This window comes from Algoriphagus sp. A40, assembly GCF_002002735.1.
GTDB lineage: Bacteria > Bacteroidota > Bacteroidia > Cytophagales > Cyclobacteriaceae > Algoriphagus.
Genome location: NZ_MUNY01000046.1, coordinates 33703 through 60006, shown reverse-complemented (window position 1 = coordinate 60006; position 26304 = coordinate 33703). Strand labels below are relative to the sequence as shown.

General features: G+C 43.9%; 22 protein-coding genes. 15 read left to right on the top strand and 7 right to left on the bottom strand.

Annotation, left to right across the window (positions count from 1 at the left end; translation table 11 throughout):
* Positions 1-81: 81 nt before the first annotated feature.
* The 4 genes from B0E43_RS28865 (at position 82) to B0E43_RS28850 (ending at position 3701) form a co-directional block, all read left to right on the top strand.
* Positions 82-837, top strand: a complete 756-nt coding sequence (locus tag B0E43_RS28865) for a hypothetical protein (protein WP_077348780.1) — start codon at positions 82-84, stop codon at positions 835-837.
* Between the two features lie 335 nt (positions 838-1172).
* On the top strand, positions 1173-1424 hold the full coding sequence (locus B0E43_RS28860; RefSeq protein ID WP_254423398.1) for a DUF2281 domain-containing protein: 252 nt from the start codon (positions 1173-1175) through the stop codon (positions 1422-1424).
* A complete protein-coding gene (locus tag B0E43_RS28855; protein ID WP_077348778.1) occupies positions 1424-1810 on the top strand; it encodes a type II toxin-antitoxin system VapC family toxin in 387 nt (128 codons plus the stop codon). The genes B0E43_RS28860 and B0E43_RS28855 overlap by 1 nt, the downstream gene beginning before the upstream one ends.
* Positions 1811-2066: 256 nt before the next feature.
* Positions 2067-3701: a long-chain fatty acid--CoA ligase gene (locus B0E43_RS28850; protein ID WP_077348776.1), complete on the top strand. Its 1635-nt coding sequence runs from the start codon at positions 2067-2069 to the stop codon at positions 3699-3701.
* Positions 3702-3830: 129 nt separating this feature from the next.
* Here B0E43_RS28850 and B0E43_RS28845 read toward each other — a convergent pair whose 3' ends face one another.
* On the bottom strand, positions 3831-4568 hold the full coding sequence (locus tag B0E43_RS28845; protein ID WP_139352714.1) for a hypothetical protein: 738 nt from the start codon (positions 4566-4568) through the stop codon (positions 3831-3833).
* Between the two features lie 580 nt (positions 4569-5148).
* Here B0E43_RS28845 and B0E43_RS28840 point away from each other — a divergent pair.
* Positions 5149-5922 carry an FkbM family methyltransferase gene (locus tag B0E43_RS28840; RefSeq protein ID WP_077348772.1) on the top strand — a complete coding sequence of 258 codons (774 nt, stop codon included), beginning with the start codon at positions 5149-5151 and terminating at the stop codon, positions 5920-5922.
* Between the two features lie 319 nt (positions 5923-6241).
* Here the strand turns inward: B0E43_RS28840 and rapA are convergent, their stop codons facing one another.
* The gene (gene rapA, locus B0E43_RS28835) at positions 6242-9070 is read right to left on the bottom strand and encodes an RNA polymerase-associated protein RapA (RefSeq protein WP_077348769.1); all 2829 of its coding nucleotides are present in this window, start codon (positions 9068-9070) and stop codon (positions 6242-6244) included.
* Between the two features lie 479 nt (positions 9071-9549).
* Here rapA and B0E43_RS28830 point away from each other — a divergent pair, with 479 nt between their 5' ends.
* From B0E43_RS28830 to B0E43_RS28815, 4 genes are all read left to right on the top strand, one after another.
* Positions 9550-9942, top strand: coding sequence for a hypothetical protein (locus B0E43_RS28830; RefSeq protein WP_254423397.1), 393 nt, complete (start codon positions 9550-9552; stop codon positions 9940-9942).
* Positions 9939-10130 (top strand): helix-turn-helix transcriptional regulator, encoded by a 192-nt coding sequence (locus tag B0E43_RS28825; RefSeq protein ID WP_077348764.1) that lies wholly within the window; start codon positions 9939-9941, stop codon positions 10128-10130. Before B0E43_RS28830 ends, B0E43_RS28825 begins: the two co-directional genes overlap by 4 nt.
* 185 nt (positions 10131-10315) lie before the next feature.
* Positions 10316-10549, top strand: a complete 234-nt coding sequence (locus B0E43_RS28820; RefSeq protein WP_077348762.1) for a hypothetical protein — start codon at positions 10316-10318, stop codon at positions 10547-10549.
* Positions 10539-10886: a type II toxin-antitoxin system PemK/MazF family toxin gene (locus B0E43_RS28815; RefSeq protein ID WP_077348760.1), complete on the top strand. Its 348-nt coding sequence runs from the start codon at positions 10539-10541 to the stop codon at positions 10884-10886. Before B0E43_RS28820 ends, B0E43_RS28815 begins: the two co-directional genes overlap by 11 nt.
* A 260-nt stretch (positions 10887-11146) precedes the next feature.
* Here B0E43_RS28815 and B0E43_RS28810 read toward each other — a convergent pair whose 3' ends face one another.
* On the bottom strand, positions 11147-13300 hold the full coding sequence (locus B0E43_RS28810; RefSeq protein ID WP_077348887.1) for a transcriptional regulator: 2154 nt from the start codon (positions 13298-13300) through the stop codon (positions 11147-11149).
* Positions 13301-13485: 185 nt separating this feature from the next.
* Between B0E43_RS28810 and B0E43_RS28805 the strand changes: the two genes are divergently transcribed.
* From B0E43_RS28805 to B0E43_RS28795, 3 genes are all read left to right on the top strand, one after another.
* Positions 13486-14388 carry an NAD(P)-dependent oxidoreductase gene (locus B0E43_RS28805; protein ID WP_077348758.1) on the top strand — a complete coding sequence of 301 codons (903 nt, stop codon included), beginning with the start codon at positions 13486-13488 and terminating at the stop codon, positions 14386-14388.
* Between the two features lie 165 nt (positions 14389-14553).
* Positions 14554-15495 carry a tetratricopeptide repeat protein gene (locus tag B0E43_RS28800; protein ID WP_077348755.1) on the top strand — a complete coding sequence of 314 codons (942 nt, stop codon included), beginning with the start codon at positions 14554-14556 and terminating at the stop codon, positions 15493-15495.
* 48 nt (positions 15496-15543) lie between these two features.
* Positions 15544-16635: a serine hydrolase gene (locus tag B0E43_RS28795; protein WP_254423396.1), complete on the top strand. Its 1092-nt coding sequence runs from the start codon at positions 15544-15546 to the stop codon at positions 16633-16635.
* Between the two features lie 287 nt (positions 16636-16922).
* On the opposite strand, the gene B0E43_RS28790 is transcribed toward B0E43_RS28795, so the two are convergent.
* Positions 16923-17606: an intradiol ring-cleavage dioxygenase gene (locus B0E43_RS28790; RefSeq protein WP_077348753.1), complete on the bottom strand. Its 684-nt coding sequence runs from the start codon at positions 17604-17606 to the stop codon at positions 16923-16925.
* 218 nt (positions 17607-17824) lie between these two features.
* Here B0E43_RS28790 and B0E43_RS28785 point away from each other — a divergent pair, with 218 nt between their 5' ends.
* Positions 17825-19219: an MFS transporter gene (locus B0E43_RS28785; RefSeq protein ID WP_077348751.1), complete on the top strand. Its 1395-nt coding sequence runs from the start codon at positions 17825-17827 to the stop codon at positions 19217-19219.
* Positions 19220-19316: 97 nt separating this feature from the next.
* Positions 19317-19973 (top strand): HAD family phosphatase, encoded by a 657-nt coding sequence (locus tag B0E43_RS28780; protein ID WP_077348749.1) that lies wholly within the window; start codon positions 19317-19319, stop codon positions 19971-19973.
* A 117-nt stretch (positions 19974-20090) separates the two neighbouring features.
* On the opposite strand, the gene B0E43_RS28775 is transcribed toward B0E43_RS28780, so the two are convergent.
* From B0E43_RS28775 to B0E43_RS28765, 3 genes are all read right to left on the bottom strand, one after another.
* Positions 20091-21368, bottom strand: coding sequence for a serine hydrolase (locus B0E43_RS28775; RefSeq protein ID WP_077348883.1), 1278 nt, complete (start codon positions 21366-21368; stop codon positions 20091-20093).
* 92 nt (positions 21369-21460) lie between these two features.
* Complete coding sequence (locus tag B0E43_RS28770; protein WP_077348745.1) at positions 21461-22963, bottom strand: S1C family serine protease; 1503 nt, start codon at positions 22961-22963, stop codon at positions 21461-21463.
* 171 nt (positions 22964-23134) lie between these two features.
* Entirely contained in the window at positions 23135-23563 is a 429-nt protein-coding gene (locus B0E43_RS28765; RefSeq protein WP_077348742.1) for an Hsp20/alpha crystallin family protein, read from the bottom strand.
* Between the two features lie 223 nt (positions 23564-23786).
* On the opposite strand from B0E43_RS28765, the gene B0E43_RS28760 reads away from it, so the two are divergent.
* Positions 23787-26285 carry a mechanosensitive ion channel family protein gene (locus B0E43_RS28760; RefSeq protein ID WP_077348739.1) on the top strand — a complete coding sequence of 833 codons (2499 nt, stop codon included), beginning with the start codon at positions 23787-23789 and terminating at the stop codon, positions 26283-26285.
* Positions 26286-26304: the final 19 nt, after the last annotated feature.

Here is a 26304-nt window from a genome sequence, read left to right as displayed (position 1 = left end):
AGAACCTCACAGCAAAAAGAAGTTGACTACGCCTAGAAAGGGTTGGGTAGTCACTGGTAAATCGGTCCAAATAAAAATCTTATGAAAATTACAAGTATCTTCTTTGTTGCTCTTCTTTATTCCGGCTTTTCTTTTCAAGCATTCTCGCAAGAATCAATTGGACTAATTACAGTCAACACCAACCAGGCCAAATTGACTGAGAATGAAAAAATACATTCCAAAACTTTAAAAGTGCTTATGAAGGGAGATAAGCTTGAATTATTAGATATCCTTTTTCCAAATGGAATAGGAAGTACTTCAAGGTATAAAGTAAGATTTGGAGAGACGGAAGGATTTATTAGTTCATATTTTATAGACCAAACTTTTGAACTACAAGGCGCAGAATCAAAAATTAAAGAATTGGAATTGAAGGTATTTAATGAAAAGGAGATAGAAAGGAAAAGGAGAGAAGATTCTCTAATTGAAGTTGGAAGAAATGAGGCTAGAGAATCTTTAGAAAGAATGAAAATCAATGAAGAAGAGGAAATAAGGAAAAATGACAGTATAGCTAGTGTAATGCTAAAAAATGCGAAAATGCAGGGTCAAATTTCTTATCAAAAGTCATTAAACGATAGAAGAGAAAAGTTTCATAAAAAGTATGGAAAGGAAATTGGAGAAAAAATTGCAAAACAAACCATTTGGATTGGAATGACTGAAGAAATGCTTTTAGATAGTTGGGGGAAACCCGAAGATATAAACCAAACAGTCACAAAGTATTCAAATAGAAAACAATATGTCTTTGGATCAGGACAATATGTTTATGTTGAAAATGGGAAGGTTGATGCCTGGCAAAAATAATAAAGCTATTATTTTTTAACCGATTCGATGCATAGCCCACGGTTTAAACCGTGACCTATGTCGGTTCAGGGTCAATGCCTCTGACCATTTCAATGGTTTTTGTGCCCCTCGTCTGAGAGTAGTTTTACGCTTGCCTATCCACAGTTTGCAAATCGCCTTTCTATCCGTTCTGAGTGTAGTTCGCCGCTGGCCAAGGCGAGTTTGCAAAACACCTTTCTATCAAAACGAATTTTTAATTCGCCTAGGCAAGATCAACTTCAATTGGAAATCTATCTAAATTTTAGTCAGTTCGGAATGAGTTTTGAGACAATTTGGCCAGCAAGAATTGTCCTGAAATGATTAAAATCCGTATTTTCACCTGTAAATCCTTTGAAATGGCTTCTCAATCCCTATATACAAAACTTGAATCTCTTCCCCCGGCACTCAAAGAGGAGGCGAAGAATTTTATTGAATTTTTAGTAGAAAAGTCTAAGAAAAAGAAAGCTGAATCCATGACCAAAAAACCGGCCTTTGGAAGCTTAAGAGGAAAAATTCATCTATCAGAAGATTTTGATGCGCCTTTGGACGAGTTCAAAGATTATATGTGATGAACTATCTGTTGGATACTCATACCTTTTTGTGGTTCCTTGAGGGAAGCGACAATTTGTCAAAAAAAGCAAGATTGAGTATTGAAAACACTGAAAACACTAAGTTTATCAGTATTGCTTCAATTTGGGAAATTGCCATCAAATTGAACCTTGGTAAACTCAAGCTGGATATTAAACTGGAAGATCTAAAAGAGGAAATTTTAAAAAACAACTTTGAAATCTTACCTCTTGATTTCGAGCATATAATTGAACTTTCTAATCTCGAGGAAATTCATAAAGATCCATTTGACCGAATAATTATTTCTCAGGCAATTTTTGAAAAGCAGACTATCATCTCGAAAGATTCAAATTTTAATCTGTATGGACAGATAAAAGTCTTGTGGTAAGAAATCCTTTCCGAGCCTGGGGTCAATGGCTTTAACCATTTCAATGGTTTTTTTTCCCCTGCCTAAACATAGTCCCGACCGCTGCACAGCAGCAACACACTCAAGAATCCCATAGAATTTGTTATTCGGACATCTTGCTGTACCTTATACTCAAGGGAGTGTAAGTGCCCCCACACAGCCCGAGGCTACTCCTACTACCCATGATTTGACTGCCCCAAAAAGGAAATGAAAAACCAATAACCTAAAATTTTTAAGAATGGAAGGCTTAATGATGGATTACCCGCTCACTACAACTACAATTCTTGAGTATGGAAACAGAGTTTATCATCGTAAAAAAATAATAACCTATTTACCAGACCGAAGCCGCCATGAATACAGTTTTGGTAAGATGTATCAACGGTGTAAAAAACTGGCCAATGCATTGACCAATAAATTGGGAATTGTAAAAGGTGACATGGTAGGAACTTTTGCATGGAATCATGGCCCCCACGTAGAATTATATTATTCGATATCCGGTATTGGGGCCGTTTGTCATACTATAAATATCCGTTTGTCCGGCAATCAAATCGAGTATATTATCAATAATTCGGAGGACAAAGTGATTTTTGTGGATGCCACATTGGTTCCTCTTTTAGAAAAAATAGCTCCACTGCTGGAAACTGTGCAACATTTCATCTTACTAAATGCGCCTGCAGATTTTGTAACCACTTTGCCAAATACACTTGATTATGAAGATTTGCTGGCCGGGGAATCGGAAGATTTTGACTGGCCCAAACTAAATGAAAATGAGGCTTGCGGCATGTGCTATACCAGCGGAACGACCGGTTTACCTAAAGGAGTTTTGTATTCTCATCGATCCACCTTTTTACACGCGTCAACCATTATTTCTCCAAATGCAGGAAATTTCAGCAATAGAGACACCGTTCTGTTGATCGTACCCCAATTTCATGTGATGGCTTGGGGTTTTCCATACCTCTGTCTCCTCTCGGGTTCAACTATGGTCCTCCCCTCTTCCAATTTACAGCCCGATGCGCTCATTAAAATTCTTAAAGAAGAAAAAGTGACCAAAGCCAATGGTGTTCCGACCATTTGGCTGGGTATATATCATGCGATGAAATTAAATCCGCCAAAAGAAAAATTGGCGCTTGAAGAATATTTGGTCGGGGGATCTGCACTGCCAAAAAGCCTGATTGAAGGTTTTGAAAAAGACTTTGGAATAAAGGGTGTGCAGGCTTGGGGAATGACAGAAACCTCTCCTCTGGGAACTGTAAGCCGACTTCAGCCAATCCATGAGCTTTTATCAGAAAATGAAAAAATGGAAGTCCGTGCGAAACAGGGCATTGCCTTCCCGGGTGTTGAATTACGGATTGTTACTGATGATGGGGCCTTAGCTCCTACAGATGGCAAAACCATGGGAGAACTGCATATCAAAGGAGCTTGGGTCCTAAGCTCCTATTTTAAAACAAATAACACTGAAAGCTTTTCAGAAGATGGTTGGTTTAAAACAGGCGATGTTTCTACGATCGATGCCGATGGCTATATGGCAATCAAAGATAGAACCAAGGACCTGATAAAAAGTGGCGGTGAATGGATCTCGAGTGTCGGGCTGGAATCTGCACTTATGGCTCATCCCAAAATCAGAGAAGCGGCTGTAATTGCGATTCCTGATGAAAAATGGGTAGAAAAACCTTTGGCCTTACTAGTCTTGATGGACAAAAAAGAGGAAGTTTCAATGGAAGAATTGATGGATTTTTTATCCAGAGACTTCGTGAAATATCAGGTTCCCAAGGATTATATTTTTATCAATGAAGTGCCAAAAACCAGTGTGGGGAAATTTGACAAAAAAGAAATCAGAAGACTGTTTGCAGCCGGGAAACTTGCTCTGCAATAAGGCGGAATAAACCTTTCCTCCATTTGAGTGAAGATTGCCGTTGGTCTGAGCGAAGATTGCATCTACGCTCGACTATAAAAATGAATTTGTAATTCATCAATTTATCCAATCCCCTTGTGGAGAAAATCTTCATTTCTTATTCGGATAAGTGACTATCACTTTTTTTATATAAATCATGTTTCCGGTTTTGACAGAAACCTGAGATTGATTTCCTAAGGAATCATAAAGATATTCGTAGCGTATTTCAGATGAGGATTTTACAGGTTCACCTGCAACGATCTCAAATCTTTCATTCAAAATTTCCTCATTCCTCTCATTGTAGGTTTTCTTGTAAAACTGGAACAATTGACCTTCAGAATTGTACCACTCCTGGAGAATTTCATTTCCTTTTTTATCATAGACATATCCAAGTTTTCCTTTCAAGGCACCATTAGGAAGGTAATCAGTCATCATTACTATTCTTCCTTTTTCATCCAATGAGTCGATAGAATTTTGCATCACAGCTTTGCCATAATATGTAATTTTGGTGTTGGAAATTGGCTTTTTGGGATCATAGGAAATTTCCTTGAGCGAGGTCTCTTTGCCTCCAGCCATGGTCCTTGATTTCAAGAGCCTCTCTTTTTTATCATACGTAAAATCCGTTCTGGACTGAAGATTTCCTTTCAAATCAAAATTCTCCTGGTGCTGGACAGGACCCTTACTGGAATAATAAAACCGCGATCCTCCTGTAACCGGCGTACTGTCACTTCTAAAAACTTGGTAGCTTATTATTCGACCGATTTTATCAAATTCATAAATTTCCCAAGATTCAAGCTTTGGTTCCTGGGTTGATTTTTCCTTGAGAGGTTCAAAATCCAGAATTTTCACCTGAGTTGGTTGGCCTTTTAATCCTTCATAGGGAAGAAAACCTTTATTACTTGAACAGGAAAAGACAAAAATTAAGACAGGAAGGAATGCTAAAATCCTAAAAGCAAAGGCCATGAATTGTTTCAAAGGAATTTTGATTGACTTAGTTTTCGCTTTAAAACTATAAAATTTTCTCAAATTTCCCCGACTGAGTTTAGTTCGCCACTGACCTAGGCGAGTTTGCAAAACGCCTTACTATCCAAACGAATAGTTAATATGAATTTACTCTGATTGAACGTAGCCCCGACTGCTGCACAGCAGCAAAATACTCGAGTAACCCCAAGAATTTGTTATTCGGACATCTTGCTGTACCTTATTCTCAGGGGAGTAAAATTATTCTCCCTGCTGCAGGCAAGCTTCCAAGCCAAAAACGAACGTTTATCCCTCAACTGGCAGATCAGTTGATACTCTGAATTGTATTTAGCAAGAAATTAGAAACAAGAAAGTCGGTAAACTAAAATGGGGAAGATCTTTTAATGAGCGACTTAACATTAATAACAAATAAGCAATCGGATAATTTTGACGAAAAACGATAGAGTCTATGAAAGAACAGATCAATAAATTTTTAAGATCTTTTGGATACGAAATGAGAAAGGGCCCCTTGTTCATCTCAGGAATGACGGTGGAAAATGACTTTTTCAAAAAACACCTCTGGCTTCAAAATTTTTCTTTCAAAACAATAATCGATATCGGTGCCAATCGGGGGCAATTTGCCTCTCGATTTAGACTGCTGTTTCCTTTGGCAAAAATTTACTGTTTTGAACCGATTCCGGAGGTCTTCAATCACCTTTGTGAGCTTTTCAAAAACGACCCAAACTTTAAGGGGTTCAATCTGGGGCTAGGCGAAAAGCCCGGAACATTTGACTTTTTTCAAAATGACTTTTCCGATTCCTCCAGTCTTTTGCCGATGAAAAACCTCCACAAAGAGAACTTTCCTTTTACCCAAAATGAGAAACTGATAAAAATCTCAGTGGATACCCTGGATAACCTATCCGCCAAGTCTTTGGAACTAACAGGCCCGATCCTGGTCAAGATCGATGTGCAGGGATTTGAAAAGATGGTGATCCTGGGGGGAATAGACACGATTAAAAAGGCATCCGTGCTTATTTTGGAGGTGTCTTTTCAGGAGCTTTATGAAAATCAAGTATACTTTGATACGATCTATTCTATGCTGAAGGAAATGGGATTTTCCTTTATGGGCAATTATGATCAACTTCATTCCCCAAAGGATGGATCAATCCTGCAAGCAGATGCGATATTCTTAAACCAGGCGTTTCAACCTAACAAAGCTTTCAATCCAACGACAGTCTCTTAATTCCATTCCAGAACGAAAATTGGCTTCGATTTCTCCGTCGGTGTGTAGGTTAGAGCTAGCCTATACATTGTTTGCAAAACGCCCTTCTATCCAAACGAATTTGTAATTCAAATTTAGACTATCTGAACCTAGTCCCGACTGTTTGAGAGCAAAACACCCAAACTGTACTTCGACCTGGTTCGACACGCTCAGCAACCGAGCTCAGTACGAGTGCTCGGTGTCAGGAACCTGTTGGTATATGGTGGTCGAGCTCAGTTGGTGAGTTACGATTAACAATGCGAGACCAATTCGTAAATTTTTGATTCTGCAAATCTTTCCCCTACTCCCTCCTGATCACCTGCACCGCATCCAACCGTACCCTGGCTCTTTTGATAAGGGCGGACAAGGTATTTCTTTCTGCGATCGCTGCCTGGATTTCGTCGACCCGGATGTCTTTGTTCTTTTTCTGAAGGGCGCTCAGCCGGTTGATTTCATGATCCAGGGTATGTCTCATGCGAGCCAGGCCCTTCTCAATCTCATTTTCGCCCATCTCCTCCGCAATCTCCGTGGCGGATGCAATCATATCGGGCAGCATGGTTTCCACAAACAGGTTGCTTTCCAGCAAGGAATCTATCTTGCCGGGCACAACGCTTTTGTTAAGCATTGCGACCGAGAAGCTTTCCGTCACATCGTCTCCTGTATGGTCAACTACAACCCGCAGCGGGGTATGGGGTAGGAATCGATCGATGTCAATCCGCTGCTTTCCGGAAGTCTCAAGGACGAAAATCAATTCAAGCACCAGTCCGGGTTTCCCGGATCTCCGAATCAGTCCACAGCTCGCCGTGCCGATGGTGGAGCTAAGCACTTTATCGATGGCTCCGGTCGCCATGGGATGATCCCAGGTAAGGAAGCTGACATCCTCTCTGCTGAGCGCGCTCTGTCTGTCAAAGGTGACCTGCACTCCTTCTCTCGGAATCGCCGGAAATACAGAAGCGCTAAATGACACCGGGTGCAACAGGTATGTCCGGGCGGCAAGGTCTTCCATCTCGATGTCAAAATGCCGAAAGACTTTGGTCAGGTACGTCTCCAGCGCAGGATCATTGTCCTCCTGCCTGATTTGCTGAATCAGTCTCTCCGCAACTTTCGGACGAAATGAATTCATCTCCAGCATACTGTCACGCCCTTCAGCCAGATTTTTCTTCAGTACTTTTTGGTATTCAGCCGTTTCGGCGATCAAGACTTCCAATTCCGTTTCGGCAACTTCAAACGAGGTGTTTTTAGCAATCGTAAGCAGCCTACTGCTGAAGAGTTTGGAGATCATATCTCCTCCTTCCAGGTTGGCATTGAACGCATTGATCCCTTCATGAAACCATCGGACCAGGAGCTCTTGGGGGCTGCCCACTAGATAGGGGATGAAGATCGTGATGTCCTTTTTCTGGCCTATCCGGTCAAGTCTGCCGATCCGCTGCTCCAGCAATTCGGGATGGAAAGGCATATCAAACAGCACGAGGTGATGTGCGAATTGAAAGTTCCGTCCTTCACTCCCAATCTCTGAGCAGAGGAGGATTTGCGCACCGTCCGGCTCAGCAAACCAAGCTGCGTTACGATCGCGCTGTACCAGCGTGAGGTCTTCGTGAAAAACACTCGCAGTGAACTCAGGGAATTTACTCAAGGCTGACTCCAAGGCCAGCACCTTCTCCTTGGAGGTACAGATTAAGAGGATCTTTGCAGGCTCCAATTCCTCCATCTTCCCCAGCAGCCACTTTACCCGCGGATCTTCGTCAAACCAAAATTCCTGCCCCCCCCTGGATTCAAAAGTGCCTTGCATATCATCCGAAAACTCATTCCGCAGACGCTCGATCCATACCCTTTGATTTTCCTCGTCCCGAAGCGGGATCAGCTGGGCTATCCGCTTTGGAAAGCCACTCATGGCCAGCCGGGTGTTGCGAAAGAGCACTCTACCCGGGCCGTACTGATCGAGCAGATCTTCGATCAAGTTGTGCGTAGCTTGCTCGTCCTTATTGGCAAGCAGGGAGATTCTTTCTTTGGAAAACATTGACTCCAACAAGGTCTTTTCCTTCGCTGTCAAGCCTTTGCCTGCCGAGAGTTTTTCGACAATAGCAGCGATGTCTTTGTAGCCTTCTGATTCCTTGACAAAATCCCGGAAATCAGCATACCGATTGGGGTCAAGCAAGCGAAGCCGCGCAAAGTGACTTTCCACCCCCAGTTGCTCCGGGGTAGCAGTCAGAAGCAACAGGCCCTTTGCCACTCTACTCAGCAAGTCCACGATGCTGTACTCTGGACTGGCTTCCTCCACTGACCATTCGAGGTGATGCGCTTCGTCCACCACCAGCATATCCCAACCGGCAGAAACGGCCTGTTGGGTTCGTTTTGCAGAACCTGCCAGAAACTCGATGCTAGAGATCACCAACTGATCATCGAGGAAAGGATTTCCCTCCGGCGCACCCTTTTCGAGGGAGGCACAACGTTTTTCATCGAAAATATTAAACCACAGGTTGAATCTGCGCAACACCTCCACAAACCACTGGTGAATCAGGGATTCGGGCACAAGAATCAGCACCCGTGTTATCCTGCCAGTCACCAGCAAGCGATGCAGAATCAGGCAGGCCTCGATGGTTTTCCCCAATCCAACCTGATCGGAAAGCAGCACACGGGGAGCAAACCGCGAACTCACCTCGTGGGCGATGTACAATTGATGCGGGATTAAGTCGACTTTTCCCCCGACAAATCCATGTACCGGAGATATTCTTCGCTGATAATTGTAATCCAGGGTTTCCCGGCGCAGGGCAAACAGTTCGGGCGAATCCACATCCCCCGCAAACAGCCTATCCTCGACCGTATGCGAAGTGGACACGTCCCCAAGCTCAGCCTCACTTAGCGTTCTGTCGTCGCCGTAATACAGATACAAGCCACGTTCGAGTTTAACCTCCTCGATCACCAAGGGTTGTCCCTGCTGATCTACGATCGTGTGCCCGGGTTTGAAGACCGTTCTGAGCAAGGGAGCACTTTCTATGGAATACAGTCTCACTTCATCTGATGCCGGAAATGATATCCGCACCTTTCCCTTGCTGACTTCTGTGACCACGCCCACTCCCAGCTCAGGCTCTCCTGCGCTGGTGTATCGTTGGTTTAGTAAAAATTCCCTCATGTACTAGTACGCTTGTTTAGGTGATTGGCTTTTTCTGCCCCACAAAAGTGCTCATAAATGCGCCCTTCTCGGTAAATACTTTGAAAAAGGCGACGGGAAGTAGCGGATTGCCCGTGATTTTGCAGCCTTCGACGCAGTCCACTGGCTTCTGGCTGTGTGGTTCAAGGAACGCTTGGCCTGTTTTTTAACTACCCCGTCTGTGTGTAGTTAGGCGCTGCCCTGACATTTTTTAAAACAATTGATTTCTGGGAATTTTCACTTTATAGCTCCTGCATTTCAGTTCTGAACTGATACGCCGGCCTGACCCTTGCCCAGCTACGGGTAGTCCCTTTTTCCTCGGAGCAGAGTTTGACCGTATCAGAAGTATTTATCTGGCACTTTTAAAAATAAAAATCAAAAAATAATGTAAACAAAACTTGACTTTTGTAAAGTCTTATTTACATTTGTAAAGTAAACTTTACATAAAGAATATGGAAACGATGAAACTAGAACGAAACAAACGAGTGAAGAAACTAGCAGCTTGGACTTGGTCATGGGTTGCCACTCTGGCGATTGCCACCTTTGGACCAGAATTTCTTTGGGATGGACATCCCTTTCTGACCACTTTTGCGATACTGGTCAATCTGGCCAATGGCATCTTGATGATCTTGGCCAATCGCGACCTCTTCAATCACTTCGATGAACTGGAAAAGAAAATTCACTTGGAGAGTATGGCGATTTCGCTTGGACTAGCAGTAGTGGTCGGCCTCACATTCTCCATTCTTGACCAACAGGAACTCATTTCCTTCAATGCTGATATTGGGTTTCTGGTGATGTTTATTGGGATCACTTATCTGGTGGCAGTCCTGGTCAATTCGAAACGATTCAAATGAAAAATCGAATTCGTGAATTGAGGGTGGAACGGAATATGACACAGGAAGAACTTGCCGAAATCATCGGGGTATCTCGTCAGACGATCAATGCCATAGAAAAAGAGAAATTCGATCCCAGCTTACCTACAGCCTTCAAAATGGCCAAGCTCTTTGAGAAAACCATCGAGGAAATGTTTATCTATACTTGAATTTGCAGTCTAATTTCAAAACCCAGTCTGAGGATAGTTTGACGCTGGACTTGGCGAAGTTTGCAAAACACCTTTCTATCCAAAAGAATTTGTAATTCTCTTCATCCAAACTTTCTAACCCCATCCAATTCCTTGGATCAAACAGAGAAAGTATATACTTTTGAGATACACTAACTTCCAAAAAAATGAAGACTCTTTCCCTGAAACTTGATGACGGCGTCTTTGAGGAGACCGAGGAAGTCATCGGAGCAATCAACAAACCCAGAAACCGATACATCAACGAAGCCCTTCAATACTATAACCGCATCCAAAAAAGAAAACTGCTCACCAAACAACTGGCCTTTGAGTCCAAACTTGTCAGTGAAGAATCTATGAAGGTGCTTTCGGAATTTGAGGAACTCGGCGAGTATGATTACTAAGAAACACGAGGTTTGGCTGGCAGATCTGGATCCAAGGTTTGGAACTGAAACTGGAAAAACCAGGCCTGTACTCATCGTTCAAATTGACATTTTGAACAAATTTCACCCCTCTATTTTAATCTGCCCAATTACCACGAATGTGAAGCCGGAGAGTAAAATTTTGAGAGTTCATCTCAAAAAAGGTGTCGCCGGCCTCAAGGAAGACTGCGATGTCTTGATTGATCAGATTCGGGCAATTGACAACAAAAGACTCCTCAAGAAAATCGGTGAATTGCCTGCTGAACTTTCCAAAAAAGTGAAAGAAAACGTCAAAATCGTATTGGACCTAGATAACTGAAAGATAAAAATCAGATCCGTCTGTGGATAGTTGGCGATTGCCTAAACATAGATTGCCCACGCTGCAAATCGGCCTTCCCTATTAGGATTTCCAAAGCTCATCCAACACCCAACCCTGCTCGACTATCCAATAGGATTTACAATTCAGGCAGGAAGGATATTCCAGTCAATAACTTTTCCAAAGTTCAAAACTTTGGAAAAGTTGAGCACTCGACCTTGGTCAATTTCAAATTGCCAGTTATTAAAAGGATCGATTCACGGTTAATTTCCCGCCAATAGCCAATGATACCTGGCCATCCAGTAGGCAAACAAAAAGTAGCTGCCGTCTTCTTCCCTGGCTCCACCAGATCCTGAATCCAACTGCCGGGGATTGTTATTCCAGCGCCATACATTGCTTTCTGCAGTAGGAACCGGATTTACGGCCTGATTTTCATCAAACCTTCCGGCTAGCATATCGCGCTGCAAGTCCCAACGGTGACTGTTTTCCATGCTCCAGTTGATCAGGTCGAGCGGGTACTGTTCCAGTTCCTCCCGCACCACCTGCATATCACAGTCTTTTTCCAGCATAGCACTGGCCATCACATTCCAGACCGGCATCCGGTCGGAGCGGACAGCCTTCCAGCTGCGTTCGAGGCTTTGCACATACAGCGGTAGATTCGGATCATTTTTCCCGTATCTCAGCAGATTATAGTAAGGGAAAAAGTTGAGGATGTCATCCGAATAACTGTTTTCGAATGGACTCATGACTTTGGCCTGAACGGCGTTTTGCGCATAGCCGTGCTTTTCGATCAGATCTCGATAGGCCTTTTCAAACTTTGGATTTCCGGTGAGGTGAATCGCTGTTTTCAGGTTTGAAAGGATCTGAAGAGAATTCAAGCCGCGCTCGAACATCCAGTTTTTGGAGTGATTCAGCGAATCAGGATTCCAGATTCCCCAGCGGGTGGGCTTGCCGTCAAAATCAATCATGTGAAAATCGTTGTCCACAATGTGGGTCATGATCCGTTCGACCAAACTTTTTGCCCGCTCTTTTTGGCCTTCATCGGCTACCAGGTCATGGAATAGGCCAAGGGTAAAGATATGTCCCGCAATTTCGTCGGAGCTGGTATCATCGAGCCAAAGCCATTTGCCATCAGGCGAAGGATGCCAGAATTTAGGGTGCGGGGAGCGGGATTGCTTCACACTGTCGGTGGCCAAGGCATAGGATCGGGCAGGATATCCGGAGATTCCGGTCACAGTTTCCAGCCTTTCCAGCGCTTCAAACGTACGCACGGCCAATTCTTTGGCTTCAGAACTTTGGGTAGCCCCGTACCTGAAACACTGAGCCGCAAGATAACAAGCAGTCCATAGGCCATCGTTATCTTCGTTTTCCATCCGGCTACTGCTCAAATCCCCGGGGACTTTCAGCCATGAATAGTTGATCAATCCGCGTCGGTTGTGCCTGAGTTCGGCTACTTTCCCCAGGGAATCGGCTTTCTGCTCCAGTGTCATTTCCACCTGCTTTATCTGACTGATTCCCTGCCGAGTGGCAATCCACACGGTATACGAATCAATGGGCAGAATGTCGTTCACTTGATTATCGGGCAACCATCTCTTTCCATTGTAATAATGCCAGTCTGAATCCTTTTTGATCGCTCCCTTGTCGGTTCCGAACCACAACCCACCATCAGCGGTTCTGATCACTTTGACCGGCCCGTAAGGCAAGCCATCGGAAGCCCGCAGCACCCAGTTATTTCCTGTTTCGGAAATGCATCCTACCGAATACGGAGTGCTCAGCAAAATTTCAGCTCCCTCCTTTTGTTGTGAAAGGGTGAAATAATTCCGCCCATTTCCCCGGTCCATCATGGTTTCATCCATGTTCACCCATTTGCCCGATGAGCGTCGCCAAAGCCCATCGGAGGTGGCCACCCAAAGTTGTTTTTGTGCATCCGAAACCACAGCATTTACCCTGGCTTTGATTTCAGGTTGAGGATTCCATTTCCCATCCCAGATGAGCAATCCACGGGTGGTACCCACGTGCAGTGTTTTTGCATCTTCCCAAAACAAACTCAAAATGGTGTCGTTTTTCGAAGTTTCAGGCAAAATGAGCTTATGCTCTGAGTTTTCCTGCTGAATGGAGTTGACTGTTGCCAGCCAGACTTTTCCTTGTTTGTCAACTGTTGCAGTTTGCCAGTCGCTGCCGTTTGGATTTTCAGTCCAGCTGCCGTTTCGGAAACGGAAAACGCCATTCGATGTGACAGCAACAACACTTTGAAGCGCTGAAAAAAGTTTGAGGACATTATTCCCGGCTTGGGGAGGAAGAGTTATTTCGGTTTTAATATCCTGCAAAAACTTTCTTTCGCCTGTTTGTCCCAATACCCTGACTAGCGGACTACTACTAAAAACTGCCAGCAATAAAAAACTTACCCAAGTGTTCATATTCTGTTTTTTTTTATCAATTCCAAAATCCATGATATCTGCCCATTTAGTACACCACAATATTATTTTTGGACTATTCGGAATGTTTTACAAAGGAGAATGATTTCAAAAATCACTGAATTTAACCCAGATCGTTAGATTTGACTTTGAGGTAATTTTTAAAACCAGAAAATCAAACAAACCCCATGACCAAAAAGCGCATTTTCTTTACGGGCGGATCAGGAAAAGCCGGTCGACACGTCATCCCCTATCTCCTCGACCAAGGCCATCGCGTGATGAATGTGGATCTGACTCCATTGAATCATCCTGGAGTGGATAATCTGACTGCTGACATCACAGATTCCGGTCAGATGTTCAATGCCATGAGCATGTATGCCGGATTTGACGAAATGGAGCCCGGAACGGGCGTACCACAATTTGATGCCGTGGTTCACTTCGCAGCAGTGCCCCGTATCCTGATCAAACCGGATAATGAAACCTTCCGAGTCAATACCGTCGGCACTTACAATGTGATCGAAGCGGCGGTCAAGCTGGGCATCAAAAAAATCATCATCGCTTCCTCAGAGACGACCTATGGGATATGCTTTTCCGATGGAAAAACCGATCCCAAATACCTTCCCCTCGACGAAAACTACGATGTCGATCCCATGGATAGCTATGGCCTTTCAAAGGTGGTCAATGAGCAAACAGCCCGCAGTTTTCAACGACGATCTGGAGTTGACATCTATGCCCTTCGTATCGGTAATGTGATCGAACCGCATGAATACGCTACACTTTTCCCAAATTATTTCAAAAATCCTGAGGTGCGCCGTCGCAATGCGTTCTGCTACATTGATGCCCGTGACTTGGGTCAGATTGTGGATTTGTGTTTGAAAAAGGATGGTTTGGGCTTTCAGATTTTCAATGCAGGAAACGATCACAATGGAGCAATTATTCCAAGCAGGGAACTGGCGGAGCGCTTTTTCCCCGGTGTACCTCTTACCCGAGAATTAGAAGAACACGAAGCCTTGTTTTCAAACCGGAAAATCAAAGAAGTCTTGGGATTCAAAGAGCAGCATAATTGGCGAAAATATGTGAAGGGTGAATAGCCCATGGTTTTAACCGTGGGGCTGGAGAATCCAAATCATCGCCCAAAACCATTTCAATGGTTTTTGCCTAAATTGGATAAACCCACCATACCTAAAGCCATTGCCCTTGTTCCCCATTTTAACCTTTTCCCCACGCTTAATCCCGTGATCTATTCCTAAAAAACTATGAGAAACCTTTTCCTTATCCTGTTTACCTCTCTCTTCTTTGCCTGCAACCAAAAACCATCTACCGAAGGTGAAACTGATAAGTTTTCTCTGAAAGACTCGGTCTTCACCACTCCCCTAGGCAAAACCTACGAAATTCCAGTTCCTTCGGAAAAGCTTCTCACCCAATACGAAGAAGCAAAATCGGCCTTCGATGCCAATCCCGAAGAGGTAGACGCGATCATCTGGTTCGGGCGCCGCACAGCTTATTTGGGACAATACCGCCAAGCCATTGAAATCTATTCTGCTGGAATTGAAAAATTCCCCGGCGAACCCCGACTCTACCGACACCGGGGACATCGCTACATCAGTATCCGGGAATACGACTTGGCGATAGCGGATTTTGAAAAGGCTGCTCTGTTGATCGAAGGAACTGCAGATGAAACCGAACCCGACGGGATGCCAAATGCACTGAATATTCCTGTCAGTTCTCTGCATGGCAATATTTGGTATCACCTTGGACTAGCTTATTATTTGACTCATCAGTACGAAAAAGCCTACACGGCATACCTGAAGTGCCGGGAAAGTGGGAACCATTACGACAACATCGTCTCCAGCACGCATTGGCTCTATATGATCCAGCAGCGTCTGGGAAATCCCGCCAAAGCAGATTCCCTCTTGGCCCCTATCCATCCTGACTCCACAGTGATCGAGAATCAAAGCTATGCCGACCTGTGCCGACTTTACAAAGGATGGATTCCTGTTGATTCGCTGATTCAGGAAGGCCCCGGAAGCCCATCCAATGATGCGGTTCGATACGGGGTAGCCAACTGGTATTTGTATCACAGAGATACCGCGCAGGCCAAGAAGTTGATGGAGGCACTAGTTGACGAAAAGGCATTTTCATCCTTCGGATATCTGGCAGCAGAAAGTGATTTAATGCGGATTTTTGGTAAGAAATAAGGAATTTTCAGATAAAACTCCATCTTGGATTAAACCTTACAAAAGGGGATGAGTCCTAGTCCTAAAACCAACTCTGTGAAAATTTTCTCTTGGATTTTTGCACTTTTTCTGTTTTCCTGTCTGGGATGTAATCCTGAGGAAAAGCCTGGCCCAGACCAAAGTATGTATTTCCCCCCGCTGACCGGATCGGACTGGGAAACCACCTCTCCGTCTGATCTGGGTTGGAATGAAAATCAAATCCCTGCCCTTCTTGAATTTCTGGAGGAGAAAAATTCCAAAGCCTTTCTTATTCTGGTCAATGGGAGAATTGTAATTGAAAAATATTTTGATGGGCATACCCCATCCACTACCTGGCAATGGAACAGCGCTGGTAAAACACTTGTGGCCACCACCACTGGAATTGCACAGCAGGAAGGTCTGGTGGACATCAATGCAAAGGTATCTCAATCCCTTGGAGAAGGTTGGACCAGTGAACCTCTGGAAAAGGAAAATCTAATCACTTCTAAGCATTTGCTTTCGATGGCTTCGGGAATAAACGATGAAAACGAGTATATCATCAAATCAAATCTTACTTACTTGGCCGATGCAGGTACCAGATGGTCCTACAACAATGTATTCCAAAAACTTATGGATGTGGTCGCTGAGGTCAGCAAGCAGGATTTTGAAAGCTATTTTGAAACCAAACTTGAGAAAAAGATCGGCATGGATGGGTCTTGGAACATGGGCCTTATCTTCAAAATCTATCACAGCACCACCCGAAGCATGGCCAGGTTTGGGCTATTGGCTCTCAACAAGGGAAAGTGGGAAGAGGAACAAATCGTAGAGGAGGAGTTTTTTATGCAAAGCATCTCAACCTCCCAAAACCTCAACCCCTCCTATGGCTACCTCTGGTGGCTCAACGGTAAGTCCCAATTTATGCTACCAGAAAGTCAAACTGTCTTTCCCGGATCCTTGGTTCCCAATGCACCCACGGATATGTATGCAGCGATGGGTGCAGCAGATCAACGACTCTATATCGTTCCAAGTAAAAATCTGGTGATCATCCGCATGGGAAATGCCTCAGACCCTTCCAATCCCAACTTTGCGCTTTCGGGATTTGATCAAGCTCTTTGGGAAAAAATTAATGCGGTAATTCCTTAGCCACAACGCTCCGATGCCTCTTATTTAGGCAACTGCTTGATCTTTTTCTCCGAAAGAATTAACCTGGCTGTCAAATATCACCTTGCATTTCAGACTACAACCAGAGCATCACCGAAAATACTTTTGCTCTGTGTATCCGCTAATGGTAACCAAAGCAGAGAAAATGGAAAGTTCCCCGAAACTGCCTATATCATCCATAAACTGCACCAATCTCCTTCGCCTTTACCCAAATTTTAGAATCCTCCTGCAGGCTTGGAGGCCTAAGGGTTGGGTCGGATCCAGTATTCTCAACCATTCACGGTGATTACCTTTCTGAGTGTATATCCTTCACTTGGAGTTCCAGTCACCGAATCGGCCATATTTCCTGCCAGACTGTTTCTGAATACCCCATCGGTTTCATTGGGTGTATCTTCTTTTCCCTTATATCCTCTACTGGCATAGACTTCTGAAGTGCTTTGCTCAGGAAAAGCCACTTGAGTGCTGAGGATGATTTTCTCATCTTTTAATACATCCACATGGATATGGGGAGCCCTGCCCGGATACCAACCCGGAAAAATGCTGATAAAGGAAACTTCTCCTTTGGCATCAGTGGTTTGCCGCCCCCTGAGAAATGATACCTGTCTGAAATCCTTTTCCTGCAATGGATGCGCTCCATATTCCGAATAGTATCCTTCAGCGTCGCAGTGCCAAATATCCACCTGCACTCCTGAAACCGGTGAACAGGACTCTCCTTGGTCCTGAACTTTCAGATTGATGAGCAGTGCGATGCCCTGACGGTCAGCGATGATATTGGCCCGCATCAATTCCGCTGGGGATTTGTTGGGAAATGGGCCTCGTGTTTCCTTGGGAGAAACTTCACAGGCGGGGTCATTTGGATCAGTGGCTCCTTTGGTATCACATCCCATGACAGGGAGTGCAACGATACCGCCGAACCCGGCAAATGTTTTTTTCAAAAATTCACGCTTTTTCATCGGTTTTTGGGCTAGATACCTACAAAAGGTACTTAATTTCAAAAGCTTAACCCTTAATTCGGGTGAAATTTGTTTTAGCGTTTTTCAGTTCTTTTGCCTTTCTATTACCAGTAATTCCCCTTAACCTGTGACTTTTCTTTGCATGATAAAAATCTCATTGTTTCGGGGAATGTGCCACACAAGGTATCTTCGTGAAGTTCTGACTTTCAAATAGGTTTATGGAAGAGGCAACCCTCAGCCCCCAGATCAAGCGAGTCCTTCCGGTCATTTTGGCCACTGCCATTTTTATGCAGATGTTGGACTCCACGATTTTGAACACATCCCTGCCCTCCATCGCCAAGGATCTCCACGAATCTCCCCTCAACATGCAGAATGCCATCATCAGCTATGTGCTGACCCTGGCCTTGTTGATGCCGATCAGTGGTTTTGTGGCGGATAAATTCGGCACCAAAAAGGTCTTTATCGTTGCCTTGGCCCTTTTTGCTTTAGGCTCACTTTTGTGTTCACTTTCCCAAAACCTTACCCAGCTCGTTCTTGCAAGGGTTCTTCAGGGCATTGGAGGCAGCCTGATGACTCCCGTTGGAAGACTTACCCTGATCAGGAGCTTCCCAAAGAACGAACTCGTTCAGGCCATGAACTACGCCATCGTCCCGGCCTTGATCGGTCCGGTTTTGGGACCCTTGGTAGGTGGATACATGGTCGATTACCTGACTTGGCATTGGATTTTTCTGATCAACTTGCCTATAGCCCTACTCGGGATTTTGCTGAGTCTCCGCTACCTGCCCGATTTCAGGTCCAAGTCTCTAAATTTTGACTTAAAGGGTTTCCTGATTTTTGCTGCAGCGTCATTCCTGCTTTCTATTTCGTTGGAATTGCTGGGAAACAGTGTCCACGTCACTCCGATTTTGATTGCTTTGGTTTCGGGATTTTTGATGCTGTACTTCTATTATCGGCATGCCAAGTCAGAGGAAAATCCCATATTTCCGCTGGCTCTTTTTCAGGTGCGTACCTTCCGGGTTGGTATATTGGGCAATCTCGCCACTCGGTTGGGTATCAGTTCAATCCCCTTGTTGTTGCCTCTGATGATTCAGATCGCTTATGGTGAATCTGCTGTGGTCTCCGGATGGATCGTGGCACCCATGGCTCTGACAGCTATTTTTGGCAAGTCGGTTGTCATCGGAATTCTGAATCGTTTTGGCTATCGGACCACTCTGATGGCCAACACTTTAATTATCGGTCTATTGATATGTGCCCTTGCCTTACCTGGAATCAACACATCGATATACTGGCATCTCCCGATTATAGCCCTGTTGGGATTTTTCAATTCCATCCAGTTTACTTCCATGAATTCCATCTCTATTGCAGACTTGAGAAACTACCATACCAGCAGCGGCAATTCCCTGATTTCGGTCAATCAGCAACTTGCGATTGGATTTGGGATAGCCTTTGGCCTAATAGTACTCAAGCTCTTCGAAGGGGATGTCCGGCTCATCCAAAATGAAATCCAAAACGCGTTTCGCTACACATTTTTGGTAATTGGGGGCCTGACCATGCTTTCAGCTTTGGTTTTTCGCCGGTTGCATTTCAAAGACGGGGAAAATTTGAAATCTTGAGCAAAAACATGGTATTGGCTAGTTTCGAAAAACTCAAAATGATTGGAGTGCAGGATCAATCCAGACGATGCCTTATTTTAACAGAAAACAAAGAGCTATGAGCTTAATTAAAAATATCCGGGGGATCCTCTTTGACATGGATGGCACCCTGGTGGACAACATTCCTTTTCATCAGGAAGCCTGGTTGCGGTTTTTGGGGAATCACGGAATTCACCTCCGGCCAGAGGACTTTCATGCCCAAAATCACGGAACACTGAATGAGATGATCCGGAAGTTTTTCCCACATGTGGAATCGAGGGAAAAGCGGATTGAACTTGGAGAGGAAAAAGAAGCCACCTACCGGCATATTTACAGGCCTAATCTGAAAGAAATCGAAGGATTGACTCCTTTCCTTAAATTCCTCCAATCCCAACATATCAGTTGCCACCTCGCGACAATGGGGGACCAAAACAACATTGATTTTACCCTGAATGGACTTGGGATTCGGCGCTATTTTGATACCGTCACCGGAGGTCATGAAGTATTGAAAGGCAAACCCGATCCTGAGATTTTCATCAAATCGCTGAAAAAGTCAGGTGAAAACCCCGAAAACATCCTGGTGTTTGAAGACTCAGGCGGAGGCATCCGATCCGCAAAAAGTGCAGGTCTGAAAGTGATTGGTTTAGCCACCACGCACAGCAAAAAGGAATTGATTGAAATGGGTTGTGTAAATGTATTTTCGAATTTCCATGAAGCAATGGAAGTCATAAAATAGCCACAGATGCAAAGATGAATTTTACCTGTGAATCTGTGGCCTAAATCAAATTAAGTTTGGCCTCCTGTTGGTAATTACCTCAATTTTTCAATTTTCAAATCTTCCAATTTTTCAATCCTATTCAATCAGAGTAAACACCATTTGTCTAAATTTCCAGCTAGTTTCGTCACCATTCCCGGCACCGGAAGTCTGCTTGAAAATTAACCCAATGATTCCAGTCTGAGGATCTGCAAAGTACTGGGTATTGAAATAACCTCCCCAGTCAAAAGTACCCAAACTGCCGATTCCCCCAGTCTGAACGCCTTTTTGGTCAACAATACCAAAAGCCAAACCATAGTCCTTTCCTCCATCACCCAACAAATCGCCTACCTGATTAGACATGATGGTTTGAATCGTAATCGGACTCAAGATGCGTTTTCCGTTGTAAATCCCGCCATTGAGGTACATCTGAAGGAATTTGGCGTAGTCTTCGGTGGTGCTGGAAAGTCCCGCACCTCCTGAGAAAAAGGCTTTGGCTCCGGTTTTGGGATAAGCAGGATCGTAGAACGTCACCGGATAGGACACCCACTTGTTGTCTTTCCGGGTATGAACAGTTACCAATCTAGGAGCCTGAGCATCGTTCAAATAAAATCGGGTGTCATTCATTCCCATTGGATCGAAAAGTCGGGTTTTCAAAAATTGGTCAAAAGGCATCCCGGACACCACCTCAATCAGGTATCCCAACACATCGAGCCCTTCGCTGTAGGTGAATTTGGCTCCAGGTTCATGGTGCAGGGGAAGTTTGGCCAAGCGCTTGACGCTTTCCCCAATCGTGATGTTTTCAGTGGTGAAAAGATCCATCACTCCTGCTTTGTGGTAGATCATTTTCATCCGCTCATCTCCGTCGATCACGCCATAACCCAAACCGGAAGTGTGGGTCAACAGGTGGCGGATCGTAATCTCTTTAGAACTTGGCTTGGTGCTGTAAGTGGTATCCCCGTAGCGAAAGGTATTTAGGACTTGCGGATTTTTGAATTCGGGGATGTATTTGGAAATCGGGTCGTCCAATCTGAATTTTCCCTCCTCCCAAAGCATCATAACCGCCGTGGAAGTAATCGCCTTGGTCTGGGAAGCTATCCGGAAAATGGAGTTTTTCTCCATGGCTTTTCCTGATTCCACATCAGAAAATCCTTTAGCAGAATGATAGACTATTTTCCCGTCTTTCACCACCATTGCCACCATACCCGGAACTTGGTCTTTTTTCATTGCTTCTTCCAACATAGCATCCAGCATGGCGATCCTTTCTTGGGAAATTCCGGAAACAGGGGTTTTCCCTGCTTCTGTGATGGTCTGGGCAAATGAAATCTGGCATGCCGCAAATAGGAAAACCAGGACGATTACAATTCTATTTTTCATTTTGGTTATGGGTTTAAAAGGCATAAAGTAGGAAAAAGAGGGCAATAAAAAAGCCGGCTCACACCGGCTTTTTTATTTGGTTTGTCAGGAAATCAATTCCCTTCCACTTCAAAGTAATATTCAGTTCCATCAGGGAACATACCCAAGACCACAATTTCATCCCCTCCATTATCCTCTAGGAAATCAATCATTTCTTGGGCACTGTTGATTCGGGTCCTGCCGCTGTCGGAGATGACGGAAGTGATAATAAACCCGTTTCTGGCTCCTGCTTTCCTCCAGCTTTCGTTTCCGTTCATTTTAATGACGGCACCACCGGAAATTTCAAGTTGTTCCTTGATCTGATCTTTGACTTCCTCAAACTGAAGCCCTTCGAATGTATAAGTTTTCGGAACTTCTCTTTTTACAATATTGGTATCGCCGGAGAAATTCTTGAGGGTTGCTGAAGTTTTGGAAGTTTTTCCATCGCGGATGTATTCCACGTCAATCTTGTCACCAGGCCGTCTTCTGGCAACCAATTCCTGTAGGTTTGCCACATTGTTGACAGTCTTTCCATCGATTCCAATGATGATGTCACCTTCTTTCAAGCCTGCTTCTTTTCCAGCTGAGTTTTCATTCACCCCACCTACATATACACCCTGCTCTACCGGAAACGTCTTATCGAGATAATCAGCAAGTTCTGGGCTTACGTTTTGGATTTGAACCCCTAACAAACCCCGTTGAACCGCGCCATGGTTCATCAGGTCGTCCATGACTTTCTTCACCAGAGTACTAGGTACAGCGAATGAATATCCCGAGAAAGTACCAGTACGGGTAGCGATTGCAGTATTGATACCGATCAGCTCACCGGCCAGATTGACCAAAGCTCCCCCTGAATTTCCGGGATTCACTACTGCGTCAGTCTGGAGGAAAGACTCAATCTGAAGGTTGTTTTCCACCCCTCTCAAAATCCCTATATTTCTCGCCTTGGCAGAAATAATCCCGGCAGTAACTGTGGAATTTAAATCAAAAGGATTACCTACAGCCAAAACCCATTCACCGATTTTTGTTTCGTCTGAATCTCCAAACTTCACAAAAGGGAGGTTACTCGCCTCGATTTTCAGCAAAGCCAAATCCGTAGTAGGATCTGTGCCGATTACCGTTGCTTCATACCGCTTATTGTTTTCCAGGGAAATATCAATTTTAGTAGCGCCTTCGACTACGTGATTATTGGTGACGATGTAGCCATCGCTGGAAATAATTACCCCTGAACCGGAGCTGATTGGCATTTCTCCGCCCTGACCATCTTGTCTCTCTCTTGGATCTGGAAATCCAAAAAACTCCTCCACGGGATCTCTTTCGGATCTTGGTGTATAGGAAACTTGGCTCTTGACGTGAACCACAGCAGGAGTGACAACCTGTGCGGATGCGACGAAATTTATCCCATCAGGAACGGTAAAATCTTTGCCTGAAAGTAGGTTTACAAAACTTGTTTGCTGCTTCTCGTCGAAATTGCCGGCATTTTGTGGTTGGATCAGAAAACTCACACCAGCCAGCGCTACTACACCGCCTAAAAAGGCCGCGAGAAGCAAACCCAGAAAGAACTGTTTCTTGCTCATAATTTTTTTTCTGATTTACTATTTATTCAATACAAATGTTGAAAGTATAGACTCATTTCTATAACCCTTTGATCAATCTGTATAGCCAAATTAACAAGAATTAACCGCTTTTTGGAGAATTCTAGGTGGGATTACGGCAAATAAAAAGAAGTGGGTTTCCCCACCTCTCCGTTATCTGACTTCGATGGTCGCTTTGTTTACTTTCTTTTCCTTTTTGGGAAGAACCAGCTTGAGTACTCCCTCTTCGTAACTGGCTTCAACCTTATCTTCAATCACATCTTCAGGGATGAAAAATGATCTCCTGAATGATCCATATTGGGTTTCAACACTGTGGAAGTTTTTTCCTTCTTTTTTCTCTTCCTGCTTTCGTTCTCCGGAAATGATCAATTTCCTATCGAGCAGGTCAATCTTGAAATCCGATTTTTTCACACCAGGTACTGCAACATGGATTTCATAGGATTTTTCATCCTCTGCAATATCAACAGCAGGGCTGAATTGCTTTAAAGTTGAACCCAAAGATTCATTGAAGAATCTGTCGAGCATTCCGCTGAAAGATGCCGGAACTTGGTTGTCGAGGGGATTGTATCTTACAAGTTTCATAATAGTTGTTGGTTATTTGTTTTATGCTTCCTTCATTGTAAATTCTATTCCAATTGGGTTTTTCAGCCTTTTTGTCTTAAATCCAATTCTATCAGAAGGTATTTCCAGCCAATTTGGCCGATTTTGATTCATGCAACAGGGAATAATTGACAAAAATCATCCCTACACCTCTTCCTACAATTCTGGATTTAATCCTTATTTTTAATTGCCATTACCCTCCTAAATGAAAAAGCTTTTTACGATTCTATTGCTCTTTTCCCTGGTTTCTTCCAGCCACGTATTTGGACAAGACACCACTGCATCCAATAAAATAGACAGCCTGCTGTTATCTGCCAAAGACAGTTTGATTATTCTGGACTCAACCCTGCTTGAGGTAGAGCTCCCTACTATAAATCTCACGCCTTCCTTGGAAGACCTTATCAAAAAAGGGAGAACCTACAGCCTTCTGGCAAATGAAATTATACTCGAACTTCAGGAAAGTCTAGACACCTCAAGATTTGCTGAGGAAATCCCAGCGATGGTTCAAACAATATCCGCGATCAGGGAAAGGGCAAAAACTCCAAATACCAATTTCAACTTCCGGTATGTCAATGCCCTGTTACGGATTCTCAAAACCACAGAAGAAAACAACGAAGATCTCGACGGACTGCTTCAATCCAGGCTTGATCGTCTTGAGGTTTTGGACAGTATGTTGACCGGAATTAAAACGGATGATTTTTTTAGGTACAAAATAAGGGACACCCTCTTGCTCCCGATGTATTCGGATGAGATAGAAAGGCTAAAAGGGAATCTTCATCAGCTAGACAGCACGATTTACAGACAGGAATTACAGGCCGCCCGGTACCAATCCCAATTAAGCAGCATTACAATCGGGATCATGGAACTGAGACGGTATGTTGAAACCAATAAATCACTATTGGAAAAAAAACTCCTGAATAAGGAAATCAATTACATCTGGGAGTCCTACTCAATTCCTTCACCTAAATCAATTTTTGAGATTACGCTCGATTCAATTAAGCTCAATTATTTGTTTCTGCTGAGACAATTGAGAGCAGATCCTTTAATCACTTTTTTGGCGCCAGTAATCCTGATAATATGTTTTGGCATGGTAAAATACACCCTGAGAGGCATCAAGGAAGACAAGGAGTTTGGGAAGATTATCCTGGGAAGAGTAAAGTATTTGGACAAAAGGCCTTTTGCCTCAGTCATGCTGGCTTTACTCCCACTGATATTGTTTCTGTTTGATACAGGCTCGATTGCATTGCTCACATTTTTCATGTACCTGCTCGTCTTTTTTTCTTCCATATTGATTTTCACAGCTTTTCCTATTAGGGTTTTTATCAAATGGATGATACTGGTGGTGATCTTTTTATTCTTTTCCCTGAGCAATCTCTATTGGGAAATCGCCTATCAAGAGAGACTTTATTTCCAAGTAGGCAACCTTGTCACCCTATTTTTCCTTTGGCAAATCCCCAGAAAATTCAAATCAGACGAAGAGAGTGAGGTCAAATTTTTGGGTAACCTCAGACTTGTGACCATGGTTTTTCTTATCCTCGGATTCATTTCCAATGGATTGGGCAGATTTAGCCTTGGTAAAATCCTGAGTGTATCCGGTGTCGTTGGATTTGTCTATGCAGTCACCCTGTATTTCTTCATCAAAGTGGTAATGGAAATCATCTATGTGTTTGTGGAAAATAAGCGGGATGTGGACGCATTTACTTCATACATCGATTTTAAGGGTATTCAGGAAAGAATCAAGGGTTTTTTCACACTCCTTGCAATCATTTTCTGGAGCGTCATTTTACTACACAATCTGGTCTTAAGTGATTACTTCTACGAATCACTGGACCTCTTCCTAAACAAGGAAAGGATACTTGGCGCCACAAGTTTCACCTATAATAGCATTCTCCTTTTTGGAGTGATCCTCTATGGATCTTACATTTTGGCAAATAACATTGCCTATTTCGCTTCTCTGAAAGATCAACAACATATGGGCAGCAGAACAAAACGTTTGGGGAGCTCAGTGCTTTTGATCCGGCTTGCCATATTTATTATTGGCTTTTTTATTGCAGCAACCGCAGCTCAAATTCCATTGGATAAAGTCACTCTTGTTCTGGGGGCCCTGTCTGTAGGTATTGGTTTTGGTCTTCAGACCATCATCAACAACCTGGTATCGGGAATCATCCTGGCCTTCGAACGTCCCATCCAAATCGGGGACGACATAGAAGTCGGAACCATGAGTGGTGAAGTAAAAGAAGTCGGAATTAGGGCCAGTAAGATTTTGTCCTATGACGGTGCCGAGGTAGTCATTCCAAACGGTGATCTACTTTCCCAAAGTTTGATCAACTGGACACTTTCTGATAAGAAAAGAAGAATAGAATTGATCATAGGGGTTGCCTACGATTCAGATATGCAAAAAGTAAATTCACTGATCGGAGAGGTGATGAAACGTGACCATATCCTAAAAACCCCTGCTCCAAGGATTTTGATGCAAAATTTCGGCGAAAGTTCGGTGGATTTCAGGGTTCTCTTCTGGATAGAATCCATGGACCAGATGCTGGACATGAGAAATGAAGTCATGAGTGCCATCTTCCAGACTTTCAAAGAAAATAATATAGAAATCCCATTCCCCAAGAGAGATCTTTACATCAAAAGTCTTCCTGAGGAGATCGGAAAAGCTGAGGATAAAAAAAATCCCCCGGAAACAGATTCCGGGGGATAATTCACACTAAAACATTCTC